This window comes from Sorangium sp. So ce302 (assembly GCF_051530145.1).
Classification (GTDB): Bacteria; Myxococcota_A; Polyangia; order Polyangiales; family Polyangiaceae; genus Sorangium; species Sorangium cellulosum_B.
The window spans coordinates 10,965,263-10,982,390 of record NZ_CP150326.1; the positions used below are offsets into that span (position 1 = coordinate 10,965,263).

A 17,128-nucleotide genomic window follows, 5' to 3' on the forward strand; every position below is an offset into this window, starting at 1 on the left:
GAGCGCCGCAGGCCTCGTCGCCTTCACGGTGGTGGAGGGAACGAGGCACAGATGCGGAGCCCGATCACCGGGTCGAGGAAAGTGCCATCAACGACGGTCCGGTTGTCACTTCGGACCGAGGTTTGATCATAGATATAAGCACCACCTCGCAACAGCACTTTGTCGGTCTCGATCGAAGAAATGGCCCACTCCAGCACGTTCCCCGCCATGTCATCGACCCCGAACGGACTACGTGAGGCGGGGTGGGAGCCCACCTCATCCGGCCCCATCGTGGAGCTCTCCTTGCCGTAGGTCTCATCGAAGTTGGCGTCGCCGGGAGACAGCCTGTCCCCATGCGGGAAGATGCGGCTGTCGGCGCCCCGCGCCGCGCGCTCCCACTCGTAGTCGCTGCAGAGGCGGGCTCCGCGCACGCGGCCTGTCCTGTGGAGCCACGCGGCATACTCGGTGGCCTGAGCGAAGGAGATGCCCGTGACGGGGAAACGAAGCCAGTCCTGCTGCGCGCGGACCGCCCGCGATGGATACACGAGCGGCTCTCCTGCCCGCGCGGTATACGCCTGGACCGTGGGCTGAATCGTGAGCTGCCACACACCGCTTGGCAGGCGACGCAGCCCCAGGGCGCCTGTCATGGCGCCGTTGCCCGCCTGGATGGACGAGCTGCCGCGGGACTCCTTCGGGAGCTCCTGGATGTAGTCGAGCCACTCCTGGAACGTCGTCTCGTGTCGCGCAATCAGGTACGCGCCTGTGCGGATCTCGTGGAGAGGAACGGTGGAGAGGAACGCCCACCGGTACATGTCGTCGAGGGCGGCGCCGAAGAAGAACCGGCCCGGCGGGATGTAGATGTACCCGGGAGGAACGTCCCCGGCGTGCGGCAGCGGGATGGAGAGCTTCAATGACTCTCCGCGTTGGACCAGGAACGGATAACGCACGATGGTGCGATTCCGCGCCTCGCAGGTGAGCAGGTAGGAGCCCTGCGCGAGCGCGATGCTCGCGAAGGGCGTCGTCCCGAGCAGGCGCTGGCCGGTCAGCTGCCGGCGCCCCTCCGCGTCGCTCTCGTACCGCTCCAGCGTGATGTCCGCGCCGGGGGGATCGGTCTCGATGGCGACCTCCGCGGGCGCGTTCCATCGCTGCCGGCGCGCGCCGTCGGGATCGTACGTGGTCATGCGCTGGAGCAGCTCGTCGCGCAGCGAGGCGTGGCCGCGCGTGTCCGCGGCGAGCGCGCGCTCGTAGAGCACGTCGCCGAGCCGCGCGCGCGCGTCGTTGCGGGCGCCGTCGAGCGTGAGCGCCGCCTCCAGCTTCTGGCTCACCTGCAGCTGCAGCCGCTCGGCCTCGGCGGCGCGCCCCTGCGCGCGCTCCCAGAGCGCCTCCCCCTCGTCGCGGCGCCGGCGATCGAACGCCGAGAGCGCCTCCGCGCGGATGGCCTCGGCCTCGGCGCGCTCGATCGCCGCGGCGGACGAGGTGAGCGCGGCCTCGTGGATCTTCCTGTCCGCCCGCGCGGCGAGCTGGCGCGCCGCCCTGAGCTCCAGCGCGCCGTAGAGCAGCGCGGCGACGAGCGGGACGCCCACGACGAGGGCCCACCTGGCCACGCGCTGCGTCAGGACGGCGCGCCGCGACGCCCTCAGGAACGCCGCCTCGCGCGGCGGCAGGTCGGCCGGGTCGAGGTCCCTCGCCTCCTTGAGCTGGCGCGCGCTGAAGAGCGCGTCGCGGCGCCGACCGAGCCGCTCCCACTCGGCGGCCGAGGCGTCGAGGCGCTGGCGCGTCGCGCGCTGCTCGCGCTGCTCCTCGAGCCAGTGGCGCAGCGTCCCCCAGCCGTGGATCAGGGCCTCGTGGGCGATCTCGTAGACCGTCCCCTGCTCGCCTTCGCGCGCGAACAGGAGGCGACCCTGCACGAGCGCGTCGAGCGCGGCGCGCGCCGCCCCGTCGCCGCCCTTCTCCGCGAGCTCGCCCTCGGCGCGCCGCGCCCGCGTGCCCTGCGGGGTGATGAGCGCGCCGAGCAGCCGCCGCGCGGCCGCGTGGACCTCGGGCGGCATGCGGCCGAGCACGCGATCGGCGTGGCGGGCGAGCGCGCCCTCGACCCCGCCGATCTGCGCGAGATCGGCGCTGCTGAGCGGCGCGTCGGGCGCGGCGCGGGCGTCCCAGAGCTCGGCGAGCGCGAACTGGAGGAGCGGCAGCCCGCCCTCGGCGCGCGCGGTGGACTCGACGAGCGCGTCGACGACCGCGTCGGACTCGAACGCGACGCCCTTGGCCAGCGCCGGCCCGGTGATCGCCTCGCGGAGCTTGTCCGCCGACATCGGGCGGAGCAGGTAGAGCGCGCGCTCGATGTCGTCGCCCAGGCCGGAGATGCCGGCGACGCGCGCGAGGAAGTCGCCGCGCACCGTGGCGAGCAGGCGCAGGGAGGGCGAGCGCGCCGCGAAGGCGCTGAGCACCTCGCCGACGAGCGCCGCCTCGCCCGGGCTGCTCAGCGTCGCGAGCTCTTCCATCTGGTCGATGAACAGCACGAGCCCGCCGCGCTCCCCGAGGCGCGCGCGGAGGTCGCGGGCGAGGGAGCCCGGCGCGGCGCGCACGGCCTGGGCGATGCGCTCGGCGGGCGCGCCGAGGACCGGCTCGAGCGCGGCGGCCAGCGCGGCGAGCGGCTGCCGGCCGGGCACCATCATGGCTGCCTGGAAGGCGCGCCCGCCGCCGAGGGCGCCCTCGAGCACGAGCGAGAGCACGCCGGCCCGGCAGAGCGAGGACTTGCCCGAGCCCGAGTCGCCGGCCACGACGATCATGGGCTCGGAGCGGAGCCGGTCGAGGATCGTCCCCGTCTCGGAGCTGCGCCCGTAGAACACGGCGCGGTGCTCGAGATCGAAGACGAGGAGCCCGCGGTAGGGGTTGCCCTCCGGGGCGACGGAGGCGTGGCGGCTCCTGGCGAGCAGCTGTTCGAGCGCGTCGCGCAGCTCGTCGCCCGAGGCGAAGCGGTCGGCCGGGTCGATCTCGAGGCACCGCTCGATGACGGCCGCGAGCCGCGGATCGACGCCCGGCGCGAGGGCGCCGAGGGGCCGGGGCGCCTCGGTCTGGACGACGAGCGGGAGCTCGGTCATCGGCACGTCGTCGTGCGGCGGGACGCCGGCGCAGAGCTCGAAGAGCAGCGCGCCGAGCGAGTACACGTCGGAGCGGCGCGTCGCGAGCTCGTCGCGCCACAGCTCGGGCGGCAGGTAGTGGGGCGTGCCGCCGCCGACGCTCGTCGTCACGTCGAGCAGGCGCGCCGCCATCTCGGCCGCCTCGCGGAACTCGCCCTCGAGCGGCTCATCGCCCGGCGCGATCGCCGCGTCGGCGTCGCCCTGCGCTCCTCGCAGGGCCTCGCCGCCAGAGAGCGCGTCCTCGCCGAGCGCGTCGGATCGCCCTCCGGGCATGTCCGATCGGGTCCCGGGCATGTCCGATCGCCCTCCGGGCATGTCCGATCGCCCTCCGGGCATGTCCGATCGCCCTCCTGGGACGTCGGATCGCACGAAAGGGATGTCGTATCGTCCTCCTGGGACGTCGGATCGCGCCCCGCGCGTGTCGGGCCGCGCGGCCGGCTCGAGGAGCTTCGCGAGGCCGAAGTCGAGGAGCTTCGCCTCGCCCTCCGCGGTGAGGACCGCGTTGGCCGGCTTGATGTCGAGGTGCAGCACCCCTCGGCGGTGGGCGGCCGCGAGGCCCCGCGCGAGGCCCGCGCCGAGCTCGAGCACGCGGCGCGAGGGCATCGGTATGTCGACGCGGTCGAGGCTCTGGCCGCGGACGAACTCCGAGACGACGAACAGCCGTCCCCGGAGCTCGCCCACGCGGAAGATGGCGACGACGTTCGGGTGCTGGATGCGGGCGGCCGCGCGCGCCTCGGCGAGCAGACGCGCGCGCACCTCGGCGTCCGCGGTCGCCGCGCGGATGAACTTCACCGCGACCATGCGGTCGAGCAGCGTGTCGTGCGCGAGGTAGACGTCGCCCATGCCGCCGCTGCCGAGCTTCTGGAGGAGCCGGTACTCCTCGAACCGGGTCGGCGGGTGGAAGCTCGACGGGCCGGGGCTCTCCGGACCGAAGCTCGACGGGGCGAGGCTCGACGGGGCGAGGCTCTCCGGGCCTACGCTCGACGGCGGCAGGACGTCGCCCGCCCGCGGCTGCGTCTCCGCGCCGCCGGGGCGCAGGATGGCCTGCGAGAGGGTTGAAGCAATCTTCTCTTTCACGAGGGCCCGCCTCGCGCCAAGCGCCCGGGGACTATACTCGAGCCGAGCGTCCCCTGTGGGGTCCGCCGCCCGACGCCGCGCAGTCCACCCGCGCTCAACCCTGATCCAGGCCCGTCGACTGGCCCGCTATGTAGCGCCACACGCCCTCGCGGCACGCGTAGACCTGCGTGGAGCGGAACCGCGCGCTGAACGGCTCGCCGTGGCAGGTCCCCTCGTCGCGCACCACGCAGGTCACCACGGCGAGCTCGCCGTAGCTGCGCACGCTGACCTCCTCCGCGGTCTGCGCGCTCCAGCGCAGCGCGCCCCCCTCGACCGCCGTCAGGTACTCGGCCTTGCCCCAGAGGGTCCCCTGGGAATTGACGTACGAGAAGTCGTCTGCAAGGAGAAGCGCGAGCTCGGCGAGGTCGCGCTTCACCAGGGCGCGGGCGCGGCGTTCCATGACGTCACGGATGGCTTGCCCGAAGGCGGGGTGTTCGTCGGTCATGGAGGTCCGCGGCTCCACGCAGTGTTACCCGTGCGCCCTGACGCCGTCGACGGTGAAGTCAGGCCGCGACGAGGTGGGGCGTGGCGGACGGCGCCGGCAGGATCGCGGGCATCGGACGGCGGCGGCCTGGGGGTCCGAAGGCCTTGGGGCGCATCGCGGGGCGCGCGAACAGGCGCATCTTTCAATTCGGTTCATGAGGCCGCGTCAACCGCGTAGCCATCGACCCGATCATGAATCAACGATTTTGTTCCGCAAGGCCCGTATACCGCGGAGAACCCTCTTGCGGTTCTTGGCGAGACACATCCACCGGGGTAGCGTGGCCAGGTAGTCGCGGTCGGCCCAATGCATCCGCAGCCGCTCGCGCAGGGGACAGGCGATGTAGATCTCCAGGAGCGCGAGGTGGTGGCTGTTGATCGCATAGAGGGTGTGGCCGCAGCACGCGACCCGGAGCCAGTACCGATACCCGCTCGGGTTCTGCTCGATGTGTCCGCATCGCGAGCAGCTCAGCACCTCCTGGGGCGGCTCATGGCGGCGGGCCAGCTCGGCACGTTCGCAGCAGCGCGGACAAGCGACGAGGAGGGTCGTCACCGAACCCGGAGTGATGGGTCTCGGGCTGTGATCGTATTCCTCTCGAAACCGTCGCTTCATGGGTGCCTCTGCCCACCGAACTATCCCCCGCTCACCCCGGGTCTACCTGCCGTCTTGAGTCACTACCCCCGCGAGAACATAGCTCTTGTCGGCCGCGAGCGCGACGACCGCCGCCCCCGGCGGGAGCCCGGCGGCACTCGGTTTCCAGCTCGCCCCTCCGTCGTGGCTGATCGCGACACCTTCCGGTGACGTTCCCACGAGGACATTCGGGCCCGCGCCGCCGAGCACCCAGGTCGGTGAGCGATCCGTCAGACCGTCAGCGAGATGCCACGTCAGTCCCTCGTCGATGGACCGGTACACCCCTCCCGGGTTGTGCCCCGCGAGGAGGGACTCGCCATGCACGTGAAATCGAACCAGCCGAGCCTCCGGTTCACAGACTTTGAAGCGGGAAACCTCATCTGCGATCCCAGCGAGCAAGACCTGTTGTCGATCTCGCAAGTACCCCATGGTCTAGCGTGCGAGCGTCGGCACGGGCCCCAGTCCGTGGACCCCACGCTGTGCCACGCCATGCCGCGGGGGTGACGGCAAGCGGGCGGCTGCTGCGACGCGTCGCGATCTACGTCAGCGCTTCCTCTGCACCGGCCGCGGTCACGGCCTGCTCAAGCCATCGGTGCAACGTGGGCATGTCGACGCAGCCGTCGATCTGCGCCTCCAGCGCGGGACTGAGCGCGAGCCCACGCCGCGCCAGCACCGTGCGCAGCGCGGCGCGCGCTTCGATCAGCCGGCCTTCCTGCTGGCCTTCCTCGATGAGCTCCTCCTTCACCTCCGGGCTATCCGCGAGCAAGGTGCGCAGGATCCCCTGCCGGCGCGCCTCGATCTCCGGATCATCGGAGCGAGCGAACCGCCGCTTCAATTCCTCCTGGGTCCACGGTGACATCGGCATGTACTGTAGCATGGAGAGCACCCATTCCACTTCCCGCCGCGGTGCGACCCACCGGGCGAAATCGTCCAGGGCCCGTCCCGAGCGCGCCACCAGGAACGGCACCAGCTCGTCCCGCAGCGGCAGCTCGTTGGCCGCGATCCAGAGAAACTGAAACGGCGAGGGGCCGATGCGGTAACAGCCTGGCGCAAACCGCTCCAGCGCCCGCACGCCGTGGAGCCACGACGGCACGTGGGGAGCGACGAACCACAGCGGCTCCTCCCCCATCCACGGCGGGACGCGCTCCTCGACCCGCTCGACCTCCCGCGCCTGCCGGCGCAGCAGCGCCCGCTTGAGCTCCACCACGTCCACGTGATCGCCGGGCATCTTCAGCTCGACGAGCGTTTCGTCATGTCCCCGAGCCTCCGGCCATGGCGCAGCCAGGGGAGCCAGGCCGTCGGGCCGCAGCACCCGGAGGTAGCCGTCGGCCTGCACCCGATCGAGGCGAACCTCGGGCGCCTCCTGCCATTCGGCGGCGCCGCCCGTGACCCGCACCGCTTCCTCCGCGAACGTCTGCTTCGCGAACCGGTCCAGCTTTCCCACACGGCTCTGATATCGATGCTCGGGCACAAGCGCACTTGAAATAACCACTCTCCTCGGCAGAAATAGAGAGATCATTCCGGCAGGACGCGCGTAATTGCGTGAGCCTGGGTGCGCCGGGGACCCGGAGACTCACGACGGCCGGCGGGCATGGTCGTGCCGCCCTCCGAGGACGAGCCCCGCGTGCATGCTCGAACCGATCCGAGCGTTCCCCAGGCGGTCCGCCGCCCGACGCCGCGCGACGGGCTGGCCAACGGGCGCGCAGATCTGCTCTGTTACGGTGCTGCGGCTGTTGTCTACACCGGCCACGGCGACCTCGCGTGGCCAGGAGCGATCTCAGGGGGGCAGCGAACATGCGCAGATCCCCGCGGAACGACGCCGGCCTCCCCCGTGGCTCACGGACCTGGGAGCCATGAGCGACATCGACGTCCGGCTCGCCTGCGAGCCGCTCGGTGAGTGCGTCGTGCTGGAGCTCGCGGGGCGCGAGGCCATGGACGCCCTCTCGTCCTGGGAGGTGCGCGTCGCCGTCCCCGACGAGGTGGATCTCGCGGCGCTCCTCCGCGCCCCGGCGACGCTCGCGCTCGTCGACCCTGCCGAGGGCTCCGAGCGGTTCGTCCGCCTCCTCGTCGTCGAGGCGAGCTGCGATCTCGGCCGCGGCCGGGAGCGGATCTACGCGCTCCGCCTCTCGGATCCCCCATGGCTCCTCACGCTGCGCGGCGGCTACCGGGTCTTCCTCGAGAAGACCACCGAGCAGGTCGTGACCGAGGTGCTGGCGGGCGCGGGCATCCCCGCGGCAGCGATCACGCCGCGGCTCGCGGACGCGTACCCGGTGCGGCCCCAGTGCGTGCAGTACGCCGAGGCGGAGTGGGCGTTCATCGAGCGCCTGCTGGCCGACGAGGGGATCTCGTACTGGTTCGACACCACGGCCGAGGGCGAGCACCGCATCGTCCTCGGCGACGGCAACGGCTCGCACGACGGGATCGAGGGCGGCGCGGCGCTCCCCTACGCCGGGGCCCGCGGGGCGAAGCTCGGCGCGCGCGCCCTCTCGTCGCTCGAGTGGGAGGAGCGGGCCGTGGCCGATCGGGTCACGGTGCGGGACTTCGACGTGCGCCACCCGGACGTCTACGTCGACGGCCACGCCGGCGAGGGCGAGCTCGCGTGGCTCGAGGTCCCGGCCGGCGTCCCCACGGCCGAGGCCGCGAAGGCGCGGGCCCGGAGGCGGCTGGAGCAGCTGCAGCGCGACAAGGTCACCGTCACGGGGGAGAGCGACTGCATCCGCCTCGGGCCAGGGCGCCTCGTGGAGCTCACGGGCGCGGGGGCGGACCTCTTCGAGCAGCGGATGCTCGTCGCCGAGCTCTCCCACCGCTACGCGCGGCCGAGCCGCGACGGCGGCGCGGCCACGCCCTACGGAAACCGGATCGCGCTCAGGCCGACGAAGGCCGCGGACGGCGGAGATCACCCGCCCTTCCGGCCCGCGCTCCGCCCGGCGCCCGCGGTGGAGCACATCGACAGCGCGGTGATCACGGGGCCGCCCGGCGAGGAGATCCACGTCGACGATCTCGGCCGGATCAAGCTGCGCTTCCTCTGGGATCGCTCCGGGATCGCGGACGACCGCGCCTCGCACTGGATCCGCTGCCTCCAGCACCCGCTCGGCGCCTCGATGTTCCTGCCCCGCGTGGGCTGGGAGGTCCACGTCGGCTACCTCGACGGCTCGCCGGATCGCCCCTTCGTCCTCGGCCGCGCCTACAACGCGACCGCCGTCGCGCCGTTCCCGCTCCCCGCGGCGTCGGCGACGACCGCGCTCCAGTCGTGGACCACGCCGAGGAGCGGCGAGACCCAGGGGATCACGATGGTCGACGACGCGGGCGCGGAGGCGCTCTCGGTCCACGCCTCGCGGGATCTGTCGGTCAAGGTCGGCGGCCCGGAGACGACGCGGATCGACGGCGACGACGCGCAGGTCGTCGGCCTGTCGCTCACCAGCAACGTGCTCGGGAGCCACACCGCGCGCGTCGGGGCGACCCAGCGCGTCGACGTGGGGCAGGAGATGCTCCTCTCGGTCGAGGGGGCGAGCTCCGAGCTCGTCGGCGGGGCGGAGCTCGTCGACGTCACCGGCAACCGCGCCGTGCTGGCCAGCGGGTCGTGCGTCGAGGTCGTGGGCGGCGGCTACGCGCTGCTCTGCAACCAGTCCAACGTCAGCGTGAGCGGCGGCTGCGCCCGGGTGGTGCTCGGGACGACGTCGATCGCGAGCGGCCTCGGCGTCACGGAGTCGGTCGCGGGGGCGCGCACCTACGCCTGCCGCGGCTCCCGGACGATCCGCTGCAGCAGCTACGCCGAGTCGATCAACGGCGGCAAGCGGAGCCAGGCGGGCGCGGTGCACGAGCGGGCCGCGGGGAACGTCGGCGTCAAGGCGTCGATCGGGACGATCACGGCCGGGAAGGTGTCGATCGGCGCGGGCGGGAAGGTGTCGATCAGCGCGCCGGTGGTGACGATCCAGGCCAGCGGCAGCATCGCGGCGGGCACGATGAGCTTGGGCGGCGGCAAGCTGAAGACGACCGGCGGCGTCACCCACGTGGACGGCGGCACGACCCGGCGCGCCAGCGGAAAGGCGGGCAAGTGAGCGAGCGACCCATCCTGCTCGAGATCCCCGGCGTGGACGCCGAGCTCCGCGTCCACGCGTGCCAGGTCGAGGAGCGCGCCTGCGCCCCGACGGTGGCCCACGCGCGCTGCGCCGCCTTCGTGGGCGGCGAGCCCGCCGAGCTCGCGGCGCTCGATCTGATCGGCCGCGCCGCGACGCTCACGCTGCGCTTCCACGGCGTCGAGCGGCGCTTCGCGCTCGCGGTGGAGGCCGTCGAGGAGCGCGACGCCCACGCGCGCGTGACCCTCGCCTCGCCGGTCGCCCGGCTCGACGAGACGCGCGACTACCGGGTCTTCGTCGACGAGAGCGCCACCGAGATCGCGGCGCGCGTCCTCGGCGATCACGGCGTCCGCCTCGACCTCCGCGCCCGCCGCGCGGCGGCGAAGCGGCCCCACTGCGCGCAGGTCTTCGAGAGCGACCTCGGCTTCTGCGCCCGCCTCCTCGCCGAGGAGGGCATGAGCTGGTTCCCGGACGAGGGCGATCCCACGCTCCTCCACGTCGCCGACGCGCCCGAGACGTTCCTCGACACCGGCGCGGCGATCCCGTGGCGCGACGAGGCGGGGCTCGTCCCCGGGCGAGCCCTGTACGCAGCCCGGGTCCGGAGGCGGGTGGCTGTCGAGAAGGTCGCGCTCAAGGCGTACGATTTCACCAGGCCGATGCTCGATCTGAGCGGCGCCTCGGGCGAGGGCGCGCTCGAGTGGTACGAGGTCCCGGGCGGCCTCGACGATCCGGACGCGGGCCGCGAGCTCGCGGCGATCCGCCTCGCCGAGCGCCGGGCCGGGGCGACCTCGCTCGAGGGCGAGGCCACGGCGCCGGAGCTCCGCGCCGGCGAGATCGTCGAGGTGACCGACCCGCCCGAGGAGCTCGGCGACGCGCGCTGGCTCGTGCTCGCCGTCGTGCACGAGGCGAGGGCGGAGGGGGGTCCGGAGGAGCTCGCTTACCGCGCTCGCTTCGAGGCGGTCCCGGCGCGCGACGGCTTCCGCCCGGCGCGCCGGGCCCCCGAGCCTCGCGGCGGCGCAGGGACCGCGGTGGTCACCGGGCCGCCGGGCAAGGAGATCGCCCTCGACGAGCACGGCCGCAGCCGCCTCCGGCTCCGCTGGGATCGCCAGGGCACGCGCGACACGTGCGGCACGTGCGGCACGTCAGACCACCGGAGCTCCGGCTTCGCCCGCGTGACCCAGCCGCAGCTCTCGGGCGCGATGCTGAACCCGCGGGTCGGCTGGGAGGAGCTCGTCGGCTTCAGCGACCGGGGCGGGGAGATCCCCGTGATCCTCGGCCGGCTATACAACGCCGTCCAGGCGCCGCCCGCCGCGCTGCCCGCGAAGAAGGTCGAGACCCGCCTCGGCACGCGGGCGACCCCCGGCGGCTCGGGCGGCAGCGGCGTCGGGATCAGCGACGAGGCCGGGAACGAGCGCCTCGGGCTCGACACGTCGGGCGACTACCGGGAGCGGACCGAGAACGACAAGCGGACCGAGATCGCCGGGCGATCCGAGCGCGTGGTCGGCGGCGCCCGGACGGTCGAGGTCAAGGAGCGGCGGGTCGAGAAGGTGGCGGGCGCGCTGTCGCTCGAGGTGGGCGGCGAGCGCAAGGTGGCGGTCGACTCGAACTACGGGCTGAAGGCGGCCTCCGAGGCGATCACCGTGGGGGGCGCCCGCGTGATCCGCGCCGGCGGCGACTACCTCACCGTGACGCCGAGCTTCGTCCGGATGGTGGGCGGAGTGAAACAGGAGGTCGGCGTCGAGCACCAGAGCGTGTTCGTCAAGGGCGCCTCGACGCTGCTCGTCGGCGGCTCGGTGAGCACCACCGCGGGCCCGTCGGAGTCGGTGGGCGTGGCCGGCGCGGCGATCGTGAAGGTCTCGGGCGCGCAGACCATCGACGCCGGCTCCTACGGCCTCACCGTGCGGGGGCTCTACGCAGAGAGCTTCGGCTCGCGCAGCGTCACCGCGGGAGGCGACGTCGCCGAGAGCTTCGGCAAGATCACGACCACCTCGCGGGGCGCCGCCGACATCGCCGGCGCCGAGATCGCCGTCGAGGCGGCCGCGAAGCTGACGATCAAGGCGCAGGGGGTGACGATCACCATGACCCCCGGCTCCATCACCATCTCGGGCAAGCTCGAGGGCCCGACGTCGAGCGTGGAGGAAGGGGTTCATCACTATGGCTAGGTCGCGCACGGTTCAGCAATCGACCGCCCGCCCCGCGCGGGGCGAGGCGAAGCCCCTCGGCCCCGGGCTCCACCCGGGGGTCGTGGAGATGATCGTCGCGCGCGGCGAGGAGAGCGACGCGCGCCCCGCGTTCCAGGTGCGCTCGAGCGACGGGCGCCGGCTCCTCGCGACGCTCGCCGCCGGCGTCTCACCCGCGTTCATCGAGGAGTGCATGCGCGAGGGCCGCACCGTCGTGCTCGCGGACGCGCCCGGGGGCGTCGCCATCCTGGGCGCGCTCCAGACGGCCTCGGCGCCGGCGCCGGACGCGCACGGGACGCTCGCGCTCGACGCCCGCCACCTCCGGCTCCGCGCCAGGGAGACGCTGGAGCTCGAGGTGCCGGGATCGAGCCTCCGGATCGAGCCCGGCGGGGCGGTGCGGATCGAGGGCGACCGGCTGGTGATCGACATGGCGGCGCTCGTGCGGATCTTCTCGGCGCGGGTGGAGCTGCCGTGAGCGGCGTCGCGCTGACGATCGAGGGCGATCCGGATCTCTCGCCTTCGCGCGTCCGCGGCGTGGAGCGGCTCGGAGAGGCCTCGGCGTTCGAGATCGATCTCCATGGCCCGAGGGACGCGCTCGTCGCGCCCGGGAGCGTGCTCCGCAAGGCGGGACGGCTCGCCCTCGACGCCCCCACGGGGAGCCGGACGTTCCTCGGCGTCGTCACCCGGTTCGCCGTGATCGCGAGCGATCACGAGCACCTGCGAGCTTACCGGCTCACGCTCGCGTCGCGCTTCGCGTTGCTCGCGCTCACCCGGAGGGCGCGCACGTTCCAGGAGATGACTGCGCCGGAGATCGTCGAGCAGGTGGTGCGAGGGGGCGGCTACAGGACCGAGCGCAAGCGGCTCGCGACGTCCTACCCGAAGCGCCGCTACGTCGTGCAGTACCAGGAGAGCGACGCGGCGTTCGTCCGGCGGATCTGCGAGGAGTACGGGCTGTATTTCCGGTTCGAGGACGACGGCGAGGGCGAGGTGTTCATCCTCGAGGACGACTCCGCCTCCGCCGAGGACGCCTACCCGGGCGGCGTCGCGCTGGTCACCCGCAGCACGCTGGACGAGCCGGGGCCCGTCGCGGTGGACGCGGCGCGGCGGCTCCGGCGCGCGGTCGGCAAGGTCGTCCTCCGCGATCACAACCCGGATCAGCCCCGGCTCTCGCTCGAGGCCGAGGCCTCGGGGGGCGTCGAGGCGGAGCGGGACGTGGAGGTCTACGAGGCGCCCGGCGGCTTCGCCTCGCCGGCGGAGGGCGCGGCGCGCGCGCGGATCCGGCTCGAGTCGCTGCGCGCCGAGGCCGCGCGCCTGTCGTTCGACAGCAACGCGCTCGCGCTCTCGCCCGGCGCGCGCTGCCGCCTCGTGGAGGCGCCGGACCACCACGGCGTCGTCCAGGCGGCGGGCGACTGCGTGGTGACCGACGTCGCGCTGCGCTGGGACGCGAGCGACGGGGTCCTCCGCGCCAGCGTCGGGGCGATCCCGGCCAGCGTGCCGTTCCGCCTGCCGAAGGTCACGCCGAGGCCGCGCATCGCCGGCGTGCAGTCGGCCTGGGTCACCGGGGAGCGCGGGCAGGAGATCCACCCCGACGCGCTCGGCCGCGTCCACCTCCGCTTCCACTGGGATCTGCACGGCGAGGGCGACCAGCGGAGCAGCCTGCCCGTGCGGGTGGCGCAGCCGCACCTGCCGGATCCGATGCTCCTGCCGCGCGTGGGCTGGGAGGTCTTCGTGATGTTCGAGGACGGCGATCCGGATCGCCCCGTTGTGCTCGGGCGCTCGTACAACGAGAAGCAGCGGCCGCCCCTCGCGCTGCCCGCGAACAAGACGGTGACGTCGATCGCGACCGACAGCTCGCCCGGCGCAGGGGCGCGGACGGCGATCCAGATGGACGACGCCGCCGGCCGCGAGCACGTCCTCGTGCACGCGCCCTTCGCCAAGGAGACGACAGTCGGGGGCGACCACGAGGCGCAGACGCTGAAGAACGAGGATCTCCAGGTCGGCGCCGCCCTGCAGGCCGAGGTCGGGGGCGACGAGTCGACCTCGGTGCACCTCGGGTACATCGGCGGCTACGGCTCCCGCAGCGTGACGGTGGGCGCCGCGCAGCGACAGAGCGCGGGGGGCAACTTCGTGAGCGAGGTGGGCGCCGAGACGGCCGTGGTGGGGGGGATGCTCGTGGAGCAGGCCGGCAACCCCGTGAAGGGCGCGGCCAACCTCGCCGCGTCCGCGCTGCTGTCGAAGGTGAGCGCGCGGGGCGCCGCCGGGCAGATCGCGGCGTCCGCGATGGGCGCGTCGCGCGCGGCCTACGAGGGCTACCAGGCGAAGGGCGCGGAGGGCGCGCTCGCCGCGATCAAGGACAGCGCGGCGGGCAGCGCGATGTCGCTGCTGCCGGGGGGCGAGGCGATCCTGGCGGCGGTGAAGGGGTCGTCGAGCCCGATGCCGTGGGATCACGGCCGGCCCGCGCAGGGCGAGGCGGCGCCGGGCGGCGGGGCCGCGGGGGCCAGCGGCGCAGGCGGCGGCCCGGCGGGCCCCGGCCCGGGCCACCGCAGCGTCGTCGCGAGCGGCTCGTACACCGAGACGGTGGGCGCCCTCTACGCGCTGACCACGCCGGGCCCCGTCTCGTGGGTGACCGCCGGCCCCGCGACGACCGTGATCAACGGGAGCCACACGAGCAGCGCGGCGAGCGCCGGCCTCCAGGTGGGCGGCGGCCTCGGCGAGTGGCTCGGATCGCTGAACATCGGCAGCCGGGGGGCGATCACCCGGAGCGTCGCGGGGGCCATGACCTCGGACGTGAAGGGCGCGCTGAGGATCAGCGCGGGCGGCTCGTACACGCTCACCGCGAAGAGCGCGCTGACGCTCGAGGTGAGCGGGAACCTGAAGCTCGGCGGCAGCCCGATCACCTTCCGGTGCGGCGCGTCCGAGATCTCGGCGACGCCGGCGGGCGTCACGATCAAGTCCCCCTCGATCACCATCACCGGGAGCTCGAAGCAGTCGGGCTCGCTCACGCACCGATGAAGCTCACCGTGCTCGGCCTCGGCCTGACCTCGCCCGCCGGCGCCTCGGCGCGCGATCACGTCTTCTTCCCGCGCGCCGGGGCGCCGCCGCCCCCGCCGTCTCCGTTCATCGGGCCCGACGGGCGCCGGATCGACGCGCGCTACTGCCCGTGGATCAGGCCCTCGCAGGCCGACGCGGGCCGCCTCCTCGCGCTCGCCCGGGGCGCCGTCGCCGAGGCCCTCGCGGCGCTGCCGGGGGGCGACGCCGCGGGGATCCCGCGCTTCGTCGTGACGCCGGCGCCACGGCCGGGGTTGCCCGAGGGGGCGCTCTCGGAGCTGGCCCGCGCGCTCGGCCCCGCGGCGCAGCGCTTCACCGGGGCGGCGGGCGCGTTCGCGGCGCTGGCGCGGATCGCGGAGCTGCTCGCTGGCGGAGCGGGCGGCGCCGCGCTCCTCGTCGGCGTCGACTCGCACGCCGGGGTGGACGCGCTCGCCGAGCGGCGGCGGAGGCCGGAGAGCCCGTGGCAGCTCGCGCCGCCGCCGCCGTCCGAGGGCGCGGGGGCGCTGCTCGTGGCCTCCGCGGAGCAGGCGTCTCGGTGGGGGGTGGCGGCCGTGGGAGAGATCGTCGCGAGCCGGCACGCGCCGGGGCGCGCGACCGACGAGGACGACGAGCCCGTCGACGCGGCGGCGATGACCGCGCTCCTCCGCAGCTTGCCTGCCGATGCCGGGTCGATCCAGGCCGTCTTCGGGCAAGGGCGTGTTGGCGCGCTCCGGTGCCGGGAGTGGCAGTTCACGACGGCGCGGTGCGCGGAGCGGCTCTCGCCGACGTATTTCGATCGCTGCCTCGAGGCGGAGATCGGCGAGCTCGGCGCCGCGGCGGGCGTGATGGGCCTCGCGTGCGCGTTCGCGACGCTCCGGCACGGCGCGGCGCCGGCCGAGGCCGGGAGGTCGTTCGTGGCCTGGGCGATCTCCCGCGATGGCACCCGCGGGATCGCGCTCGGCGCCGCGCACCGCACGGGAGCGGGCAAGGTCACGGCGGGAGCGGAGGGGGCGCTTCCGGTGATGACGCCGCTCTCGGGGGCGGTGATCGCGCGGGGGGTGGAGCGCAAGGCGTTCGTCCCGCCGCCGGTCGAGGCGGAGGAGCCGGGAGACGAGGCGTGGCTCGAGGAGGGCGCCGGGGAGGTGGGCGCGGCGGCGGCGATCGCTGCGGCGAGCATCGCGGCGGCGACCGTCGCGGCGGCGAACGACGTGGCGCCGGCGCTCCCGGAGCTGCCGCGCGAGAGCGCACCCGCGCCGCTGGTGCGGCTCGGCGCGGGGCGCGTGACCGAGGTCACGCTGGCGGGGTTCTACGCGTCGGTCGTGGATCATTGCGCGGAGCTCGTGGCCGCACTCGCTCGGGATCGCGTCGAGGGGCGGCGATCGTGGCTGCCGGAGACGGAGGCGCGGATGCTCCGGCAGATCGACGCGATCGTGGCCGCGGGGCCGCGGGCGCTGATCGAGGTCGCGGCCTTCTGGGAGCGCTGGATGGACGACCCGTGGAAGTCGTTCGCGGGCGCGATCTCGCTCGCCGCCTTCGCGGGGGACGACGCGCTCGCCGCGATCCACCGGGCGGCGCACCTGCTCCCGCAGGACGCCGAGGACCATGCGATCGCCGTGGCCGAGGCGCTCGCGCTGGTCGAGCGGCCTGGGCTCGCGGGGCTGGCGCGGGCGCTGTCGGCGTCGGCGCACCCGATCGCGCGGGCCATCGGCGTGAGCCTGCGCTCGATGCGCGGCGAGCTGCCGATCGAAGGGATCGGCGCCGCGCTCGCCGACGAACACGACGCGGTGATGCGCGCCGGGATCTGGGGCTGTGAGCGGCTACCGCCGGCGCAGCGTGCGCGCTTCGTCGAGCGCTTGCGGGGGCTGTGTGGAGGGGCATCCCCCGCCGTGGCCTGGTCGGCGGCGCGGGTGCTCGTGATCGGCGGCGAGGTGGAGCTGGTGCGCGACGAGGCGCTGTGCGCGCGGCTCGGGTCGTACGCGACGGAGCTGTTCGCGCTGGCCGGGGAGCCGGGCGACTGGCCTCGGCTCGAGAGCCTGCTCGGCCGCCACCGGCCGACGCGCGCGGCGCTCTCCGCCGTGGCGCGCTTCGGCTGCCCGGCGAGCGGCGGGTGGATGATCCAGCAGCTCGACGACGAGGCGCTCGCGGACGATGCGGCGGAGGCGCTGCGCACGCTGTTCGGGCCGATCGTCGAGGAGGCGCGGGAGCTGGAGGCCGGGGCGTGGCGGGAGGCGATCGCGGCGCTGCGGCTCGATCCGAGGGGGCGTTACCGCGGGGGGCGAGCGCTCTCGACCGCGGTGGCGGCGGAGGAGTGCGCGTCGGGGAGGCTGTCGCGCGTCGCCGTGGAGGCGCGGGTCGATGAGCTGCGCGCTCGGCTGCGGCTGCCCGATGCGGTCGACGGGAGCGGGTTCTGGGCGAGGGCGGAGGCGAACCTGGTGGCGTTCCTGAAGGTGGCGCGGAGCCGGGGCTGAGCGCTGGGGGCGAGCGGGAGAGGGAGAGAACGCC

Annotated in this window: 9 protein-coding genes; 5 read left to right on the forward strand and 4 right to left on the reverse strand. The window is 74.3% G+C overall.

All coding sequences use genetic code 11. The annotated features are described in order from the left end of the window. Positions 1-23 precede the first annotated feature (23 nt). The 4 genes from WME73_RS41515 to WME73_RS41530 all read right to left on the reverse strand — a co-directional run bounded on the left by WME73_RS41515 (position 24) and on the right by WME73_RS41530 (position 6,679). Positions 24-4,193: an nSTAND1 domain-containing NTPase gene (locus WME73_RS41515; RefSeq protein ID WP_437913158.1), complete on the reverse strand. Its 4,170-nt coding sequence runs from the start codon at positions 4,191-4,193 to the stop codon at positions 24-26. A 94-nt stretch (positions 4,194-4,287) separates the two neighbouring features. Next, positions 4,288-4,677, reverse strand: coding sequence for a nuclear transport factor 2 family protein (locus WME73_RS41520; protein WP_437741776.1), 390 nt, complete (start codon positions 4,675-4,677; stop codon positions 4,288-4,290). A 228-nt stretch (positions 4,678-4,905) separates the two neighbouring features. Beyond that, entirely contained in the window at positions 4,906-5,265 is a 360-nt protein-coding gene (locus tag WME73_RS41525) for a hypothetical protein (RefSeq protein WP_437913159.1), read from the reverse strand. A 616-nt stretch (positions 5,266-5,881) separates the two neighbouring features. Then, positions 5,882-6,679 (reverse strand): hypothetical protein, encoded by a 798-nt coding sequence (locus tag WME73_RS41530; protein ID WP_437913160.1) that lies wholly within the window; start codon positions 6,677-6,679, stop codon positions 5,882-5,884. A gap of 517 nt (positions 6,680-7,196) precedes the next feature. On the opposite strand from WME73_RS41530, the gene WME73_RS41535 reads away from it, so the two are divergent. The 5 genes from WME73_RS41535 to WME73_RS41555 are packed head-to-tail and all read left to right on the forward strand — an operon-like array spanning position 7,197 to position 17,094. Continuing rightward, the gene (locus WME73_RS41535) at positions 7,197-9,401 is read left to right on the forward strand and encodes a type VI secretion system Vgr family protein (protein WP_437913161.1); all 2,205 of its coding nucleotides are present in this window, start codon (positions 7,197-7,199) and stop codon (positions 9,399-9,401) included. After that, positions 9,398-11,581: a type VI secretion system Vgr family protein gene (locus tag WME73_RS41540; RefSeq protein WP_437913162.1), complete on the forward strand. Its 2,184-nt coding sequence runs from the start codon at positions 9,398-9,400 to the stop codon at positions 11,579-11,581. The genes WME73_RS41535 and WME73_RS41540 overlap by 4 nt, the downstream gene beginning before the upstream one ends. Continuing rightward, complete coding sequence (locus WME73_RS41545; protein WP_437913163.1) at positions 11,574-12,074, forward strand: hypothetical protein; 501 nt, start codon at positions 11,574-11,576, stop codon at positions 12,072-12,074. The genes WME73_RS41540 and WME73_RS41545 overlap by 8 nt, the downstream gene beginning before the upstream one ends. Continuing rightward, positions 12,071-14,611, forward strand: coding sequence for a type VI secretion system Vgr family protein (locus WME73_RS41550; RefSeq protein ID WP_437913164.1), 2,541 nt, complete (start codon positions 12,071-12,073; stop codon positions 14,609-14,611). The genes WME73_RS41545 and WME73_RS41550 overlap by 4 nt, the downstream gene beginning before the upstream one ends. Continuing rightward, positions 14,608-17,094: a hypothetical protein gene (locus WME73_RS41555; RefSeq protein ID WP_437913165.1), complete on the forward strand. Its 2,487-nt coding sequence runs from the start codon at positions 14,608-14,610 to the stop codon at positions 17,092-17,094. The genes WME73_RS41550 and WME73_RS41555 overlap by 4 nt, the downstream gene beginning before the upstream one ends. The last annotated feature ends 34 nt before the right edge of the window (positions 17,095-17,128 follow it).

Excerpts from the sequence above, each read along its gene's own strand:
- WME73_RS41520 (WP_437741776.1), bottom strand. The coding sequence starts at position 4,677 with ATGACCGACGAACACCCCGCCTTCGGGCAAGCCATCCGTGACGTCATG.
- WME73_RS41535 (WP_437913161.1), top strand. The coding sequence starts at position 7,197 with ATGAGCGACATCGACGTCCGGCTCGCCTGCGAGCCGCTCGGTGAGTGC.
- WME73_RS41545 (WP_437913163.1), top strand. The coding sequence starts at position 11,574 with ATGGCTAGGTCGCGCACGGTTCAGCAATCGACCGCCCGCCCCGCGCGG.
- WME73_RS41555 (WP_437913165.1), top strand. The coding sequence starts at position 14,608 with ATGAAGCTCACCGTGCTCGGCCTCGGCCTGACCTCGCCCGCCGGCGCC.